The 16,637-nt window shown below is 64.6% G+C and carries 13 protein-coding genes and 1 riboswitch; of the genes, 6 read left to right on the forward strand and 7 right to left on the reverse strand.

Going from position 1 to position 16,637, the window contains the following annotated elements:
* Positions 1–159 precede the first annotated feature (159 nt).
* Positions 160–1,005, reverse strand: a complete 846-nt coding sequence (locus tag HF885_RS07655) for a hypothetical protein (RefSeq protein ID WP_170104355.1) — start codon at positions 1,003–1,005, stop codon at positions 160–162.
* Positions 1,006–1,047: 42 nt separating this feature from the next.
* Positions 1,048–1,584, reverse strand: coding sequence for a MerR family transcriptional regulator (locus HF885_RS07660; RefSeq protein ID WP_170104356.1), 537 nt, complete (start codon positions 1,582–1,584; stop codon positions 1,048–1,050).
* A 328-nt stretch (positions 1,585–1,912) separates the two neighbouring features.
* On the opposite strand from HF885_RS07660, the gene HF885_RS07665 reads away from it, so the two are divergent.
* Entirely contained in the window at positions 1,913–3,178 is a 1,266-nt protein-coding gene (locus HF885_RS07665; RefSeq protein WP_170104357.1) for a CapA family protein, read from the forward strand.
* Positions 3,179–3,240: 62 nt separating this feature from the next.
* Here HF885_RS07665 and HF885_RS07670 read toward each other — a convergent pair whose 3' ends face one another.
* From HF885_RS07670 to HF885_RS07690, 5 genes are all read right to left on the reverse strand, one after another.
* Positions 3,241–4,470, reverse strand: coding sequence for a chloride channel protein (locus HF885_RS07670; protein ID WP_170104358.1), 1,230 nt, complete (start codon positions 4,468–4,470; stop codon positions 3,241–3,243).
* A gap of 85 nt (positions 4,471–4,555) precedes the next feature.
* A riboswitch (Fluoride riboswitch) is annotated at positions 4,556–4,630 on the reverse strand.
* Positions 4,631–4,669: 39 nt separating this feature from the next.
* Complete coding sequence (locus tag HF885_RS07675) at positions 4,670–6,451, reverse strand: hypothetical protein (protein WP_170104359.1); 1,782 nt, start codon at positions 6,449–6,451, stop codon at positions 4,670–4,672.
* Positions 6,441–7,328: an ATP-binding cassette domain-containing protein gene (locus tag HF885_RS07680; RefSeq protein WP_170104360.1), complete on the reverse strand. Its 888-nt coding sequence runs from the start codon at positions 7,326–7,328 to the stop codon at positions 6,441–6,443. Before HF885_RS07680 ends, HF885_RS07675 begins: the two co-directional genes overlap by 11 nt.
* Positions 7,325–7,684 carry a GntR family transcriptional regulator gene (locus HF885_RS07685; RefSeq protein ID WP_170104446.1) on the reverse strand — a complete coding sequence of 120 codons (360 nt, stop codon included), beginning with the start codon at positions 7,682–7,684 and terminating at the stop codon, positions 7,325–7,327. The genes HF885_RS07680 and HF885_RS07685 overlap by 4 nt, the downstream gene beginning before the upstream one ends.
* Positions 7,685–7,850: 166 nt before the next feature.
* Positions 7,851–9,308, reverse strand: coding sequence for a lipopolysaccharide biosynthesis protein (locus tag HF885_RS07690; RefSeq protein WP_206109852.1), 1,458 nt, complete (start codon positions 9,306–9,308; stop codon positions 7,851–7,853).
* Positions 9,309–9,821: 513 nt separating this feature from the next.
* Between HF885_RS07690 and HF885_RS07695 the strand changes: the two genes are divergently transcribed.
* The 5 genes from HF885_RS07695 to HF885_RS07715 all read left to right on the forward strand — a co-directional run bounded on the left by HF885_RS07695 (position 9,822) and on the right by HF885_RS07715 (position 16,529).
* Positions 9,822–12,545, forward strand: a complete 2,724-nt coding sequence (locus HF885_RS07695; RefSeq protein WP_328804358.1) for a phosphoenolpyruvate carboxylase — start codon at positions 9,822–9,824, stop codon at positions 12,543–12,545.
* A 177-nt stretch (positions 12,546–12,722) separates the two neighbouring features.
* On the forward strand, positions 12,723–13,319 hold the full coding sequence (locus HF885_RS07700; protein ID WP_170104361.1) for a TetR/AcrR family transcriptional regulator: 597 nt from the start codon (positions 12,723–12,725) through the stop codon (positions 13,317–13,319).
* Positions 13,320–14,447: 1,128 nt separating this feature from the next.
* On the forward strand, positions 14,448–15,734 hold the full coding sequence (locus HF885_RS07705) for a thiolase family protein (RefSeq protein ID WP_170104362.1): 1,287 nt from the start codon (positions 14,448–14,450) through the stop codon (positions 15,732–15,734).
* A gap of 34 nt (positions 15,735–15,768) precedes the next feature.
* A complete protein-coding gene (locus HF885_RS07710) occupies positions 15,769–16,236 on the forward strand; it encodes a Zn-ribbon domain-containing OB-fold protein (protein WP_170104363.1) in 468 nt (155 codons plus the stop codon).
* A gap of 53 nt (positions 16,237–16,289) precedes the next feature.
* Complete coding sequence (locus tag HF885_RS07715) at positions 16,290–16,529, forward strand: acyl carrier protein (RefSeq protein ID WP_170104364.1); 240 nt, start codon at positions 16,290–16,292, stop codon at positions 16,527–16,529.
* Positions 16,530–16,637: the final 108 nt, after the last annotated feature.

The following is a 16,637-nucleotide window of genomic DNA, read 5'->3' on the forward strand; positions in this document are numbered from 1 at the left end:
CCCCCCCCCCCCCCCCCCCCCCCCCCCCCCCCCCCCCCCCCCCCCCCCCCCCCCCCCCCCCCCCCCCCCCCCCCCCCAAGGACTTTTCAGTTAGTGCGTGCGGAGCCGGTCTATGGTGCGAGCCGGCTCCGCACGCGGATAGCGGGGTTGCGTCAGTCGCTACTTAGAGATCTTCTCGACGGAAAGCGTGATGGAGCTGATCGACTGGTTGATCGCCAGGTTCGAGTACTCCGTGCCGTCTTCGTCCTTCTCGTGCTCGAACGTGAGCTCGGTGTTGGGCTCCACGCTCTGGGCAGTCACCCTGTACTGGCTGAGGGATTTGCTGTCGGACACGTCCACGTAAGAGCCATCGCTCGCGTTGACGTCTAGCTGAACGTAGCTTCCGCCCACGTAGCCGTCGACAAACTTTCCGGTCAGCGACACGTATCCGCAATCGGCGAGGTTTCGACCCACGTAGTCTCGGATGTATGCCGTGGTGTTGTTGGGCGACGCCTTGATCTTGGTCATGTCGGTCGAATTACCGCTCTTGCCAACCTCGTCCACGGCAAGCACGATCTCGTCGATGCTGTTCCATGTGGTCAGGTTGTCATACTCCGTGCCGTCTTCGTCTTTGTCGAAGGTGGACTTGATCTTGGTGTTTGGCGCGACGTTTTGGTTCGACACCCTATACTTTCTCAGCAGCTTGGACTCGGAGTCGCTGGAGTCTATGTGGGTGCCATCCGGGGTCACGAAGACGATTACGGGGTGAACGCCGTTTCCGTACTCATCGTGCCTTCTGCCGTCCATCGCCATGTAGCCAACGTTGGCGGCGTTCATGCCCACGTAGTTCTTAACGTAGTGGGTGTACTTGTCCGGCGACTTCTTTATCTGCACGGTCTTCGTCTGCTGTGCCGGCGCGCTCGCCGTGGCCTTGCCCTGGCTTCCGGCTGGCGCATTGCCGCAGGCGCACAGCGCCACGAGGACGGCTCCGGTCGCAACCGCCGCCGTCAGTTTCGTCCTAAGCATTCGCTTTCCTTTCGCTCGTCTTCCCGCGTCGAAACGGACCTGCTACAGAAGTCCGCGTATGCCCTCGTAGCTGCCGGGTCCGTACATCAGCTCCACCAGCAGCTCCATCTCGGGGAGGTCCAGCGCGGAGTCCGTCCCGGCGTCCTCCGCAAACGTCAGCTCGAACGCGACGATGTGCCTGAACAGCCGCTCCAGTGCGCGGCGGTCCTTCGCGTGGCCAAGCGCGAGCGCCTTGTGGTACCTGCTCACGCTCTTCTCGATCTCCTCGCGCAGGAGCTCGACCTGCTCGTCCAGAATCGCGTCGACGTCCGAGTGCACCCTCTCGAACTCCCTCTTCACCTGGGGGAGGGTCTTGCCGCGCTCCCTCAGCAGGGACACCGCGTACAGCACCTTCAGGTCCTGCGCCGAGTACACGCGGTATCCCCACTTCGTCTCCTTTGGCGACAGAAGCCCAATGCCGCCTTCGCCCTGGTAGCAGACGCGCTGAATGTCCCTGCGGCTCAGCCCCGTCAGCCTCTCGACCTCAGAGATCTTCCAGCCGGCCTGACCCAGCTTCTTGCGTTGGCGCCTTGACTTCATGCTGCTTTCCCCCTGAGACCAATAAATCTGTTCAAGGGTTGAACAGCAATGCCCATTTGAATCGAATCTGCCCTTGGGGCCCTGTGCGTGGCTCATGCCAGCCTCCTCGCTCTTAGAAGCGACCGAACGCGCTTCTCCTATGAGGGGGCGTGTTTTTTTCGCGAGGTGGCGGACCGCATGGCGCCGCGGCAGACAGGGCAAAGGTATCGGCTCAAATCCTCAGGTGACATGCGGTTTGCGCCGCCGCCCGAAAGACAGCTGAAAGAGAGCTCCGCTGCGCCGCCCTTCGCCTACCATGTGGAAAAGACTTCTGACACAGGGGGTGCGCATGCGAGAAACGCAGGCCACGGGCACGGGGGCGGGCCATGGGCCCGGGCGCTACCCAAGCGTGCTTCTGCAGGCGGCCTGCGCCATCGTGATCGTGGTGGCGCTCGGAGCTGCGTCGATGGTGCTGCACGTGCTGGGTGCGCCGCGCAAGGTTTCCGTCGCGTCCGCGGCAGAGCTCGCGCCCCTGGGCACGGTGAGCGACCGGCCGTACGTGGCACAGCCCGGCGTGGACGTGGACCTGGTGATGGTGGGGGACGTCCTCATGCACGAGGGCGTGTACCAAAGCGGTGCCACCTCAGATGGCAACTACGACTTCGACCACGTGTTTGCGCACGTCAAGGGCGAGCTTAGCGGGGCGGACCTCAAGATCTTGAACCAAGAGACGCCCCTCGGCGGGGACGTCGCGCCCTTCTCGGGCTATCCGCAGTTCAACGGGCCGCAGCAGATGGGCGACGCGGAGGCGAAGGCCGGCTTCAACGTGGTGCTGAAGGCGTCGAACCACGCGATGGACGCGGGGTATCCCGCCATTGGGAGCGAGCTCAGCTTCTGGCACCGGCGCCATCCCGGCGTCGCCGTCGTGGGCATGCGCGACCCGGACGCGCCCGCGACGGACGTGCCAAACGGCGTGTACATATACGAGAAGGACGGCTTCCGCGTGGCGGTGCTCAACTTCACGTTCAGCCTGAACGGGCTTGCGGACCCTAAAGGTGCCGTCTCGATGCTTATGGAGGAGCACGTGCGCGATGCCATGGCGTACGCCCGCACGCACGCGGACATGCTGGTGGTGTGCCCGCACTGGGGCGCGGAGTACGTGAGCGAGCCCACCGCGTCGCAGCGGCAGTGGGCCCAGCTCCTTGCGGACGGCGGGGCGGACGTGATCGTGGGTGGGCACCCGCACGTGATAGGACCGGTGGAGACGTTCCAAACCGCCCGCGGCGGCACGGGCGTGTGCTTCTGGTCCGTGGGGAACTTCGTGTCCACGCAGCGCGACGACCCCACGATGGTGGGCGGCATGGCCAAGGTCACGCTGCACAAGGACCCGGACGGCGGCTGTCGCGTGGTGCGCTACGCGCTCGAGCCCGTCGTCACGCACAAGGGCAACGGGCACGACATGACCACGTATATGCTCCGCGACTACACGCCTGCCCTCGCGGCGACGTCGGGCAGCCCCGGCTGCACGCCACAGTGGGCTCAGGGCTACGTCGCCTGCGTGCTGGGACAGGGCTACGACCCGCTCACGAGCCGCCTTGCCGCAGAGCTTGGCTAGGCGCACCCCCGCCGGGGCGCAGGGGCGTCACCACGTGCGTCCCGCCGGTTTGGACCAGGAGGCTACCTGCTGCGGTAGCCAACCTCCTGCAGCGCATAGATCGACTTGTCCATGTTGAACAGGTACGCCACGGCGCACACCACAAAGAAGTGCGGCAGGTAGGCAAAGCCAAACACCTCCGCGCCTATGAACGTGGGCGCAAGCAGCGTGTTCGTGGCAGAGCCAAACACGGCGGCGTATCCCAGCGCCGCCACCAGCGGCACGGGAAGGCCCGTGAGGCCGCCCAGCACCACGCCGAGGCTCGCCCCGATGGAGAAGAGCGGCGTGACCTCGCCCCCCTGGAACCCCGCGGACAGCGTGAGCACCGTGAGCGCGAACTTGAGCGCCCAGTCCCACGGCCGGATGCCGGCGGCACCGTCCACGAAGCTCGCGGAGATGAGGTTGGTGCCAAGCCCGGAGTAGCGACCCTGCCACAGCAGCAGGAACACGACGGAGAGCGCCGCGCCCATGATGGCGATGCGCTTGACGGGATGCTCGATGCGCGCGGCGGCGATCTTCTTGCCCCACTTCAGGCACCAGGCAAACAGGCCTCCCACCACGCCAAAGCACACACCCAGCACGGCGAGAAGGGCGAGCGTCCTTGGATCCAAGGTCGTGCTCACGGCCAGGGGTACCTCGAACTTCTCGAACCCAAGGGCGCCCGACGTGGCGCTTGCCGCGATGGACGCCGTGAGCGCGGGGAAGAGTGCCTGCAGCTCCAGCCTGCCGGCCACCAGCACCTCGAGAGCAAACAGCGTCGCGGCGAGCGGCGTGCGGAACAGCCCCGCGAAGCCGGCGGCCATGCCCACCAGAAGGAAGGTGTTGCCGGGGTGCCTGAACGGCAGCTTGGAGCCGATCCAGTGCGAGAGCGTCGCACCGATCTGCACGGCGACGCCCTCTCGGCCGGCGCTGCCGCCAAACAGGTGCGTGATCCACGTGCCGCCCATGATGAGCGGGATGAGGCGCAGCGGTATCACGTTCTCGCGCCCGAGGCCCACGTCGAACACCAGGCTCATGCCACGGCCGGTGTTCTTGCCAAAGCGCAGGTAGGACCAGGCAATAAGCGCGCCCGCCGCCGCAAGGAACGGTATGAACCAGAACGGGTGCGCGTCGCGGATAGCTCCAATCGCTATGAGCACGCGGCCGAACACGGCGTCTATGGCGCCCACCGCAATACCGATGGGGATACCCACGGCACCCAGCACGATAACGCCCCCATAGCTTTGCCAAACCCTGCGAAGTCTCTCTTCCATGCACGTTCGCTTTCCGTCGCGGCCGTCCGGCCCGGGCTCGGGCGGCCTTGTCCTCGCGGCAAAAGAAAAGACCTCTGCCGCCGTAACAGTGGCAGAGGTCATCATCCCGAAGGCGGTTTGGGGCTTCTGCCCCACGGAGAACCTCATTCCGCGCGGAACATGGTAGAGCAAAAGGCGCTGGCGTGCGAGTGAGACGCGGCTATTCACGTAAAGCGGGCATCGTGGTTGCATAGCGCTCGCGTAGCCATGCCAAGGTCGACGGGGTAGTTTTCTCACTAAGGACCATGGTGATCGTCAGGTCTCCCTTGGAAGGAGAGGCGTAGCTCATAGAGAGGCTCAGGGCGGACTCATTCGGAACCGAGGTAATGCGAGCGGCACCGTTCTTGTTGATATCGGCGTCGAGCTTTTCCTGAAGGCTGGAGTAATCGGCTGACGAGACCCTGTACGACGTATCGGTGCTGTTGGAGGAGTCTTGGCAGTCCACGGACACCCATACCTCTTCCTTACCGGCGAGCATGCTGGAGACGGTTTGCCTCAGGTTGGCATCGAGGGCGCCCTTGGCTTTGAAGCGGCGCACCGCGATTGCTGCGTCGGTGTCCAGAATGGTTCCGTCTTCGGTGCAGGGCAACGAGTAGCTGCGGATGACGCTCGATCCATCCTTCATCTGGTATGCGATACCGAAGGAACTGTAGGCCTTCCACGTTGCGCCGTATGAGGATGTACGGGCCTCATTGAGCTTTGCGTGCAGGTTGCGAAGGGACTTGATGGCGCTCTTGCTGGTGATTGGCATGGAGAGTTCGGACATGGTCGCGCTCTTTATCTCGCTGGCGGGAGGGATGTACGAGGCATTGCTCGTGCCTGCCCAACCCAGCGCGACGCTGGCGACGAGCGCGATGGATGCCGTTGCGGCAAGGACGGGGATGTGTCCGCGTACCGAGCGCACGCTCCTTTTCGCCACCGCCGTGACCGTTGCGTAGGAGAGTGCGGTGAACGCCGTCGTTACCAGACAGATTAGGGGTGCCGGGACGCCCGAGAGCTGCCATTTGGCCGCCCCTATCACCATGAAGAAGAGTACGCATGCGAGGCCTGCCCCCATCGCAAGGCTGAGCAGTGCGACTACCAGCTCCTGTGCCGCCAAGTACACGAAGCCGTCTCCGGCGCGCTCGAGGTCGCGCCGTCCGAACAGCCACGCCGCAACGCCCATGCAGAGCGTGCTCGCAAGGGCGTACATACCAAGGGCGTGCCAAAGCTGCGACATCCATGGAACCTGGCTTTCAGCCGCGCCCGTAATGTGCAGGGAGAGCTGGTGCAGGCGCGCAAGTGGGCTCAGCCAGGTTGCGTTTGCGTGCACGCCCTGGAGAAAGAGCCCGAAGGTAGGGTCGACCAAGAAGTAGAGCGCATGTCCCAGCTGGCGCACGGCCTCGGCATAGATTCCTACCATCATGAAGCAGAGGAACGCAGTCCCCGCGCGTCCGGCGGCTTGCGTGCACAGCACCGAAAGACCGCTGAACGTGACGACGAGAAGAAGCTGCACCCCCAGCCAAGGGACCATCGGGGCGACATTCGGGCCGAATCCAAGAATCGCGCAGGAAACGAGCCATGCCACCAACAGGCCGACAAGGGGAGCCGAGACCGAAGAGAGCAGCAGCGCGAGGAACTGGGTCCTCCTGCGTACGGGTAGCGCCCCGTAGAGATCTGTTGCCTGGCGGTCGAACGTCCACGAGAAGGCCGTCGCGACGCTGTAGAACGAGAGGAGCGCCGTTAGGGGAACGAGTGGGTGTATGGTGGCGCTGAGCGCGGTCTCGAGGTTGGCCATCGAGTCAGGCTTCGTTTCGGACAGCGCCAAGGGAACGAGAAGTACAAGGTAGACGAGCAGACTCCCGAGCATGACGTGTGGCATCCTCGGGCACGTGTCCGCGAAGAGCCCAAGGCCGCATGATGCGTGCGTGCGGCGGATGGTACCCGTGTCCTTAAGCCTCATGATCATCGCCTCCAAGCTCGCAGACGAACCTTTCCTCAAGAGATAGCGGCACGATATCGAGGTACGTTGGGTGGACGGCGTCTAGCTCTTCTCGCACCCCGCCCGCATTGCCGCGCACCAGGAGGGTGAGCAGCCTTCCCTCGGGTCTCGCGTGGACGACCTCGAGTCCTGTGGGCAGTTCGGCACCCTCCGGCAGCATGACCTGAACCTTCACGATATCTGATGCGGGCTCGTTGAGATCAGCCTCGTCCCGCACGACGCCCCTGTCCAGAATCGCAAGGTGGTCGCACACGCCTTCCAGCTCGCGCAGGTTGTGGGTGGCCGCGACGACGGTGAGCCCTCGCGATGAGACCTGGTCCAGCACGACGCTCCACATCCGTTTGCGGGCGATGGGGTCTACGAGGTCCATGGCCTCGTCCAGCAGGAGCAGGTCGGCGGTGCAGGAGAGGGCGAGCAGGAGCGCGGCCTTCGCACGGGCACCGCGACTGAGCTTCCTGAGCGGACGGGTGCGGTCGACCTCGAAGAGCGGTGCGAGCTCCAGGTAACGGTCCACGTCGAAGATCGGCAGCACGGAGCGGTAGAACCGTGCCATGCCGTCCGCGCTTTCCGGCTTGAGGAAGTAGGGGTTTCCGGACGCGAGGGCGATGCGGCCCTTGACCGCGGGGTCGTCAAGCGGGGGCCTGCCAAAGACGAGGGCCTCTCCCGAGGTTGGGCGTACGACACCGCGCACGATGGACAAAAGCGTCGTCTTTCCAGAGGCATTTGGCCCCACGAGGCCGTACACGGAGCCTGCGGGCACGGTGAGGCTCGCGCCGTCCAACGCTCTGACGTCGCCAAATGCCTTGCGGAGCTCGTGCACCTCGATTGCGTTCGTCATGTCGTGCCTCCCTCAAGTCTCTGGCGGAGCTGCTCGGGCGTGACGCCCAGAGCCTGCAGCTCCTGGACGAGCGAGTCGAACCGCCCGAGGAGCTCCGCCTGGTGCGCCCGAGCGGCGTCCGACGCGTCCGCCACGAAGCTACCCTTGCCCCGAACGGAGTAGACGCAGCCCTCTTGCTCCAGCTCGCGATACGCCCGCTGCACGGTGTTGGGGTTCACCGCAAGCCTTGTTGACAGCTCGCGGACCGAGGGCAGCTGGTCGCCAGGGCGTAGCACGCCCCCCAGGATCTGCCGCCTGAAGCCATCGTGAACCTGCTGGTAGATGGGGCGAGAGTCTTGGTAGTTGACCTGGATCACGTCGTCTCCGATCCGACGTCGTGGCATATGCCAAAGGTAGCCGTGCGTCTCTGCGTCTTAAGTGTACTAGTGAAACTAATACAGTTAAGACTGTATGCGCTTCTCGCCCGCGAACGGGGCCAAGTGGGCGGTGGGAGGCGGGATGGGGGCGCCGCGCCCGGCGCTCCTAGAACTCCTTGGGGTTCAGGCGCACGCGCACGTACTGGAAGATCATGAGGCCCAGCAGCACGATCATCACCACCAGGTACGCCCACACTGCGCCATAGAAGCCCATCGTGCGCACGAGCACGATGGAGAGGATCGTGACCACGGCGAGCGCGATGCCGTAGGCGCTGGTGGCCTTCTCCTGCTGGCGCAGGACCGTCACGATCTGGTACAGGAAGTCGATGGCGGCGGTCATGCCGCCGGCCACGATCATCATGTACTGCGCCGTGCGGTACGGCTCGAAGTCGAGCCCATAGAGGAAGCTGGTGATGGGGATGCCGATCCACGCGGCAAAGCCCAGGTACACCACGGTGACGAGCGCGGTGAGCGCCAGCACCGCCACGATGATGAGGTCAAAGCGCCTGCGGCGGCTGGGGTCCGACCAGATGTTTGCCAGCCGCACCAGCTGCGGCTTGTACACCAGGCCGATCACCATGAGGATGCTCTGCGCGGGAAAGTAGATCGCGTTGAAGTACAGCTGGCTCTGGTAGGCGAGCGTGCCCTCCATCACGAACTTGGGGATGGACTCCACCAGCGTGAAGATGAACTGGGCGAGAAACGCCGGGAGGCACTCCTGGAAGATCTCCTTCACCTCCTGCAGCTCCCAGCCGCGGGACTTTGGCGTCTCGAACAGGGCGAGCGGTATGGTGACGACGACGAGCGACGCCAGCGCGACCACGGCGAGCGCGATGGACGCCACGGGGATGGAGCGCGTCACAAACAGCACCACGGAAAACACCACCACGCCGGCGACGCAGCGCACTGCCTGCGATACGCCCGCAAGGTACAGCTTGTCCATCTGCTGAAGCCTGCCCTCGTACACGTCCGCGAACGCGTCTATCACCCTGAAGGCAAACGTTCCCCAGCAGATGGTGAGCATTTCTCCCGCATAGCCCCTGACCAGGCAGAACAGCCATCCGGCAAGAATCATGAGCACGCATGCGATCACGCGGTGGATCTGGTAGGCCAGAAACGACTCGGTCTCGTCGATGTCGGACACCTGGTAGGTGCGCACGCCGTAGTTGCCGATGAAGATGAGCAGGTTCGCGATCACGAACGCCATGGAGAACATGCCGGCCTGCTCCGCGCCGGCCAGGCGCGACGCCACGATGGTGAGGATGGGGAAGAGCGCGCCCCAGACGCCCATGCCGATGGAGTTCATGACGTAGTCGAGCCGCGAGTCGTGTGCCGCGTAGCGCGCGGTCTGGCTCGAGAGCGAGCCCGAGTACACGGCGCCGATGAGACGGTCCCACCAGTGGTCGACCACGCGGCGAAGGAACCCTGGCTCCTGCGAGCCTGCCTTCGCCTGAGAGGGGGCGGCCGCGCGCGCACGTGCGTCGCGGAGGCGGGTGGAGACGCCGTCCGGCTGGTCGGCCGGCTGCGGGGCGGGACGTCTGAGGTTGCGGATGGGGTTGGTCATTGGTGGCACCTTCGTGTGGTGGTGGGCTGCTGTTGGCGGCGGGCATCTGCCTGGGGCGCGCGATCTTCTTGCCCGTGCGCCCGCGCCTGTCCGCGTGACACAAGCATAGCGGTTGCGGGGCGCTGCCGCGCGTCATGCGATAGTGGCTGAACTAGCGAGAAGGGCCGCCCATGTTGTCCAGAATTCGGCCAGAGGCGCGGTTTCTGCCTTGGGTGTCACGTATTTCTCGCCCGATAGGTGAATATTGAGTTTCGCGCGCGTGCCAAAGTGGTGGCGCGGGCCTCGCCGCGGTAATGTGTACTTGCAATATTCCTGCGAGCTAATGCGTTGGCGACTATCGTCGGACGGCAGAGGAGGAACGCAGTGTCAGAAGTCACGGGTGCAGGCGGCCAGGCGGCCGGCTGCGCGGGGGAGAAGGGCGCCGACCTCAAGAGCGCGGCCGAGGACTTTGCCCTGAAGAACCCCAAGACGATCGAGGAGCTCCTTAACTTCAAGCGCGAGGATCGCCCCACCATCTACCCGACGGCGGAGGAGGCGGCCGAGCTCGCGCAGGCGGCCACGATGCTCACCGGCGTGGACGTTCCCGATTCCATCAGGGCGAACATGACGCTGTTCCTGCGTCTGGTGCGCAAGGTGCTGAAGGAGTACGACCCGAGCCTGCGCGACGAGTTCGACCACATCCTGCACGACTCGCTGATCGCGACGCGCAGCGAGACCGAGGGCGACGACGGCCAGGAGGGCAAGGACGCGTTCGACGACTGCGTGAGCACCATCGACGAGATGTCCCTCGAGGACGAGACCCTAATCGTGCGCGCGCTGACCGCCTACTTCCACCTTGCAAACATCTGCGAGGAGAACTACCGCGTGCACGCGCTGCGCGCCCGCGAGGCCAGCGTGGACACGCAGTCCCGCGAGGATCCCGTGAACGAGATCACCGTTGCCTACGACAGGCTGGTTGACGAGTGCGGCCGCGCGAAGGCCCACGCGCTGCTGGAGCGCCTGGAGTTCCATCCCGTGTTCACCGCCCACCCCACCGAGGCGCGCCGCAAGGCGACCGAGGGCAAGATCCGCCGCATCGCGGACCTGCTGGAGCAGCGCCCGTTCCTGGGGCCGACCGAGCGCGCGGAGAACGAGCGCCGCATGCTGCAGGAGATCGAGGCCCTGCTGCGCACCAGCCCCATCGCCATCAAGAAGCCGACGCCGGTCCAGGAGGCCGACACGGTCATCTCGATCTTCGACAACACGCTGTTTGACACCGTGCCCGACGTGTACCGCCGCTTCGACGACTGGGAGCTGGGCGACAAGGCCGGCACCGTGCCGCCCGTGTGCCCCGCGTTCTTCCACCCCGGCAGCTGGATCGGATCGGACCGCGACGGCAACCCCAACGTCACCGCGAAGGTGAGCCGCGAGGTGTCCGAGAAGTACCGCGTCCACGTGCTGGAGGCGCTGCGTGACCGCACCGCGTGGGTGGGCCGCAACCTCACGCTCGACGCGCGCACCACGAAGCCGTCGAAGGAGCTCATGAACCTCTGGAGCCACCAGGTGGAGATGAGCGAGGCGCTGTCTGCCTCCGCGCTGCGCGTGTCCGCGTCCGAGCTGCACCGCGCCGCCATGATCGTGATCTCCAACCGCCTGGACGCGACGATCCAGCGCACGGCCGACATCATGTACCAGACGGCGGAGGACTACATCCGCGACCTCAAGACCGTCCAGGCGTCCCTCGCGAAGGCCGGCGCCGTCCGCACGGCGTACGGCCCGGTCCAGAAGGTCATCTGGCAGGCCGAGACCTTTGGCTTCCACCTGGTCGAGATGGAGTTCCGTCAGCACTCGCTCGTGCACAGCCGTGCGCTCGAGGACATCCGCGAGCACGGCCGCTGGGGCGAGCGCGGCGAGCTGGCGCCCATGACCAAGGAGGTGCTTGACACCTTCCGCGCCATCGGCTCGATTCAGCGCCGCAATGGCGTGAAGGCCGCGCGCCGCTACATCATCAGCTTCACGAAGAGCGCCCAGAACGTGGCCGACGTGTACGAGCTCGCCCGCCTTGCCTTCGCGCACCAGGAGGACGTGCCCGTGCTCGACGTCATCCCCCTGTTCGAGCAGGTGGAGGACCTCGAGAACGCCGTCGACACCCTGAACCAGATGCTTGAGCTCCCCGACGTCCAGCGCCGCCTGTCCCAGACCGGCCGCAAGATGGAGGTCATGCTGGGCTACTCCGACTCCTCTAAGGACGAGGGCCCGACCACCGCGACGTTCGTGCTGCACAAGGCGCAGGCGGCCATCGCGAAGTGGGCAAACGAGAACGACATCGACCTCACGCTGATGCACGGCCGTGGCGGCGCCGTCGGCCGCGGCGGCGGCCCGGCCAACCGTGCGGTCCTGGCGCAGCCCAAGGGCTCCGTGAACTGCCGCTTCAAGCTCACCGAGCAGGGAGAGGTCATCTTCGCGCGCTACGGCAACCAGACGCTGGCCCGTCGCCACATCGAGGAGGTCGCCGGCGCAACGCTGCTGCAGAGCGCGCCCTCGACCGAGCTCACCAACACGGAGTCGACCAAGGAGTACGAGGACGTCTCGGAGGCGCTGAGCGAGGCGAGCCGCGACCGCTACCTCGACCTGCTGAACACGGACGGCTTCGCGGAGTGGTTCAGCACCGTCACGCCGCTCACCGAGGTCGGCCTCATGCCCATCGGCAGCCGTCCCGCCAAGCGTGGCCTGGGCGCGAAGTCCCTGGACGACCTGCGCACCATCCCGTGGATCTTCTCGTGGTCGCAGGCGCGCATCAACCTGGCCGCCTGGTACGGCCTGGGCACGGCGTGCGAGAAGTTCAACAACCTGGAGCGACTGCAGAGTGCCTACCGCGAATGGCCGCTCTTCTCGACGTTCATCGACAACATCGAGATGTCGCTGTCGAAGACGGACGAGCGCATCGGCAAGCTGTACCTGTCGCTGGGCGACCGCGACGACCTGAGCCGGAAGGTCCTGGACGAGATGCGCCTGACGCGCAAGTGGGTGCTCGCGATCGTCGGCGACGACTGGCCGCTGCAGCACCGTCGCGTGCTTGGCCCCGTCATCCGAATGCGCCTGCCGTACGTGAACGCGCTGTCCATCGCGCAGGTCATGTCGCTTGCGCGCATGAGGCTGCGTGGCCAGGTGCTCACCGCGGACGAGAAGGAGCGCCTGATCTACCTCATCCTTTGCACGGTGTCCGGAGTCTCTGCCGGCCTGCAGAACACGGGGTGATGCTCGTGCGCGCACGGTGGCGCACGTTGGTCTGACATGCACGAGGCCCGTCGCGGAATCGACCGCGGCGGGCCTTTTCTTTGGGCGCGCCCGCGGGGTCCAGGGCCTCGTTGGGTGGGATCTTGCGGACGCTCGTCCGATATTGCAATATCCTAGGGTGGGGCGAGAGGGGTGAGCATGCCAGACGACATTGACGAAAAGATTGAGGCGGCGGTCTTCAAGCTGATGGAGACGACCGACATTCCCGACATCCGGGTGGCAGACGTCATTAGGCTGGCCAAGGTCTCGCGGTCTACGTTCTACCGGCACTTCGACTCCGTGGACGACGTCGTGAAGCGCTTCGAGAGCGAGCTTCTGCAGAACATGCGGCGCATAAACAACATGGCGCTCAAGGCACGGTTTGGTATTTCCGAGCTTGACCCCACGATTTCGATGGTGAGTCGCATGGAGCTGCTGCGGGGAAACCGCGACAAGGTCGTGGCGCTGAACGGTCCGCATGGCGACCCCTCGTTCGTGCACAAGGCGACCATTTTCATGCATGACTACTTTCGTGACAGGATAGCCTCGATCGGAGGGGACCCCGTTACGCGAGACCTGTATCTGTCCTTTGTGATTGCGGGTCACAACAACCTCATCCAGTACTGGCTCGAGGTGCATCCCGAGATCGAGCCGCAGAAGATCGCGGCCGTACTGAACAGGCTCTACTATGCCCCGTTCTTCCTTTCCGAGGAGAGCGTACGCCAGACCCCGAAAGCGCCGCAGGGCTGGGACTAGGCCAGCTTTAGCTGGCGGGCTCGAGCTCCATCTGACTTGCGCTCAAGTTCACGTTTGGGCCCGGGGCCGCGTGCGCAACCGTGGCTGATGACACCCGTTGACATGCCTGGAGCCTGTGTCTAGAACGCGTGAGGGCGCGCTGCACACACCTTGGGCGACCTTGCGAGCATATGCAAACTGGGGTCGGGTGTGTATCCGTATCTGGGGCGCTGCCGCACACACCCGGCCTGACCTTGCAAGATGGTGCAAACTCATGGCCGGTGCGTACCTACGGAAGAGGTCGCACCGCACACACCAGGGGCGACCTTGCAAAATCGTGCAAACTCGTGGCGGTTGTGTTGCGCCAGAGGGCGTCCTGTGGCGGAAATCGCGAGGTGTGTACCGGGCGCATAAATGATTTAGTATTATCGCTTAGCGTCTAGCTGCGATTATGTTTGATTGAATCAATAGGGCATGTCTCACACCCGGGGGTTTCTCTCATTTTGCGCAACACACCTGAGACTTCTTGACACTGGGGCCTGGTTCTCGCAACACACCGTGGGTGAGTTTACGGTGCTCTGCAAACTGGGTCCGCATGTGTGCGGCGCCCCGTACGCACCTTGGGCGACCTTGCGAAATCGTGCAAGGTGGGCTTGGGTGTGTACCCGCGAGTGGAGTGGCGCCGTACACACCGGGGGCGACTTTGCACAATCTCGCAAACATCTCTCGGGTGAGTGCCCGTGGGGCAAGATGGCTTCGCGCGCGCCTGCCTTGAGCTTGCAAGACCGTTGTTCCGTGGCTCCCTCGGTCCGCTGCGGCGGCTCGTCCCGTGGCGTCCGTTCGTGCGAGGCCGCATGGTCAAGGCAAGGTCGGTCGCATGCGAGGCCGGTGGGACTCTCTGTGGCCACTTCGTTTTGCAACATACCGCTCGCCTTGAATATCCTACCGCTCAGAAATGCTTCTTTTTATATCGACTGCCTGGAAAGCCGCATTGTGTTGAATCGTCTACCTGCAGAGAGAAACAAATTTCTACAGTTTTGTCTCGCAGACTGAAACGCATGTTGCGCCGTTGTTCTTAAGCTCCCGAGGGGCCGTCCATACGATACGTACTGTCAGGTGAAGGACAGCAAGCGCAAAGGACGTGAGCTAATGGTCAAGCTGGGCAAGCAGGCACGCAGCGTCTCCATCGTCGGTGTGGGCTGCACACCGTTCAAGAACTTCGAGGACCATCCAGAGACGAAGGGCATGAGCGAGGGCGACGCCTTCGGCTACGCCGCGCTCGAGGCCATCAAGGACGCGGGCCTTCGGCCGCGCGACATCCAGTACTTCTACCATGGCGCGGCCAACCCGTTCATGATTGGCGACTCCCTCACGCCCAACATGCAGGTCGCAGATTGGTTCGGCGTCCGCGGCATCGGCTCCGTCCACCACTCCGAGGCGTGCTGCACCGGCTACGTCGCCCTGCAGGAGGCCGTCCAGGCCGTCGCATGCGGAACGTACGACATCGTGCTCTCCGGTGCGGTCGACCTCGCGGCATCGCTTCCCGTCGTGGGCGCTCCCGGCTGCTACCGCCGCGACTTCCCGCTGGAGGAGATGCTTCCCTCCATCCCCATGGTGTACGACCGCGCCTACGGCCGTCCCCTGGATTCCGCCTTTGGCATCAGCTTCGACAACTGGATCAACAAGTACCGCTGGGAGTACGACCTCACGGCCGAGCAGATCGACGCGGCGCTCAACGGCATGTCCAAGAGCCTTCGCAGGAACGCCGTGCTCAACCCGCTCGCGTTCTACGAGTCCGACTTCGACGACGCCGCGAAGGCGAACGGCATGAAGACCGCGGACGAGTTCCTCTCCTCCATGTTCAACCCCAAGGTCACCCAGTACCTGCGCGTGACCGGCTTCGAGACCAAGTGCGACGGTGCCGCCGCGCTCGTCGTCATGCCCACCGACATGGCCGTCGCCCGCGGGCTTGACCACAAGATCATCGACGTCCTTGGCACCGGTGCCGCCGCGTACGAGGGCGCGACCCCAGACAACGAGTACAACGGCACGAAGGACGGCGCCAAGCAGGTGTACGAGTGCACCGGCGTGAAGCCCGACGAGCTCGACCTGCTGTTCGTGAACGACTTCTTCCTGGCCGGCGACATCGTCAGCGCCGAGGAGGTCGGCTACATCCCGCGCGGCGAGGCTTGGCAGTACGCAATCGACGGCCGCTGCGGCTTCGACGGCGACAAGCCCATCAACACCCACGGCGGACGCTGCAACTTTGGCCACGCCCACGGCGCGTCGGGCGTCGCGGACATCTACGAGGCCGTCAAGCAGATGCGCGGCGAGGCGGGCGCGACGCAGATGCCCAAGGTCCCGAGGACCACGTTCCTCCGCGGCTTCGGCGGTGGCCAGAACATCCGCTGCCAGATTCTGCGCACGCACGAGTAACGTCACGAAGACTTCCACGAGGAGGAACCAGACAATGCTTCTTGAAGACATGGAGCCGATCGTTAAGAAGTTCTACGACGGCGTCGCCCAGGGCAAGTACTACGGCCGCAAGTGCGTGGAGTGCGGCGCGATTGAGTTCCCGCCCCACCTGGGATGCAACACTTGCGGCTGCGCCGACACCGAGTGGGTCGAGCTCAGCGGCAAGGGCACCCTCGAGTCCTTTACCATTCCGGGCATCCAGAACGACAAGCCCTACCTCAAGGCCGTCGAGCCCTACGGCTACGGCAAGGTGAAGCTGGACGAGGGTCCGGAGTACACGTTCGTGATCTTCTGCGGCAAGAAGAAGGTCGTGAAGGGGCTGCAGGAGCGCCTGTACAAGAACCACGAGCAGATTCGCGTTCACGCCAAGCCCATCGAGCGCGTGACGCCGCTCAAGCCAGGCTCTGACAAGACCGTTACGTGGAGCGAGCTCTGCTTCGAGCTCGACGAGGTCGAGGCATAGCGCCCGGTCATAAAACAAGCAACTAGACAAGAGTTTGACGGAAAGGAACCACGATGGATAACAAGGAGCTCTTCGACAAGCTTGCGGGGTTCGCAAAGACCGCCTACCAGTACAACGGCGACATCACCGCCGACACCACCTTCGACGAGCTGGGCAAGGAGTCCATGAAGATGATCGCCCTCACCTCCCTCATCGAGGACGAGCTCGACGTCGAGGTCACGATCCACGAGGTCATGAAGATGAAGACCTTCGGCGAGCTCGTCGACCGCGTCGCGGAGGAGTACGAGGAGTAGCCGGCCGAGAAGGACGGCCGTCCGCGGCCCATGCGCGTGCGGACGGCGGGTCCGCCTTGGCCCGTGCACGGGGAATGACCCCGCCCGCACGGACAGACAACGAGAGAT

Origin of the sequence: Parafannyhessea umbonata (assembly GCF_012844235.1) — a bacterium.
Lineage (GTDB): Bacteria > Actinomycetota > Coriobacteriia > Coriobacteriales > Atopobiaceae > Parafannyhessea.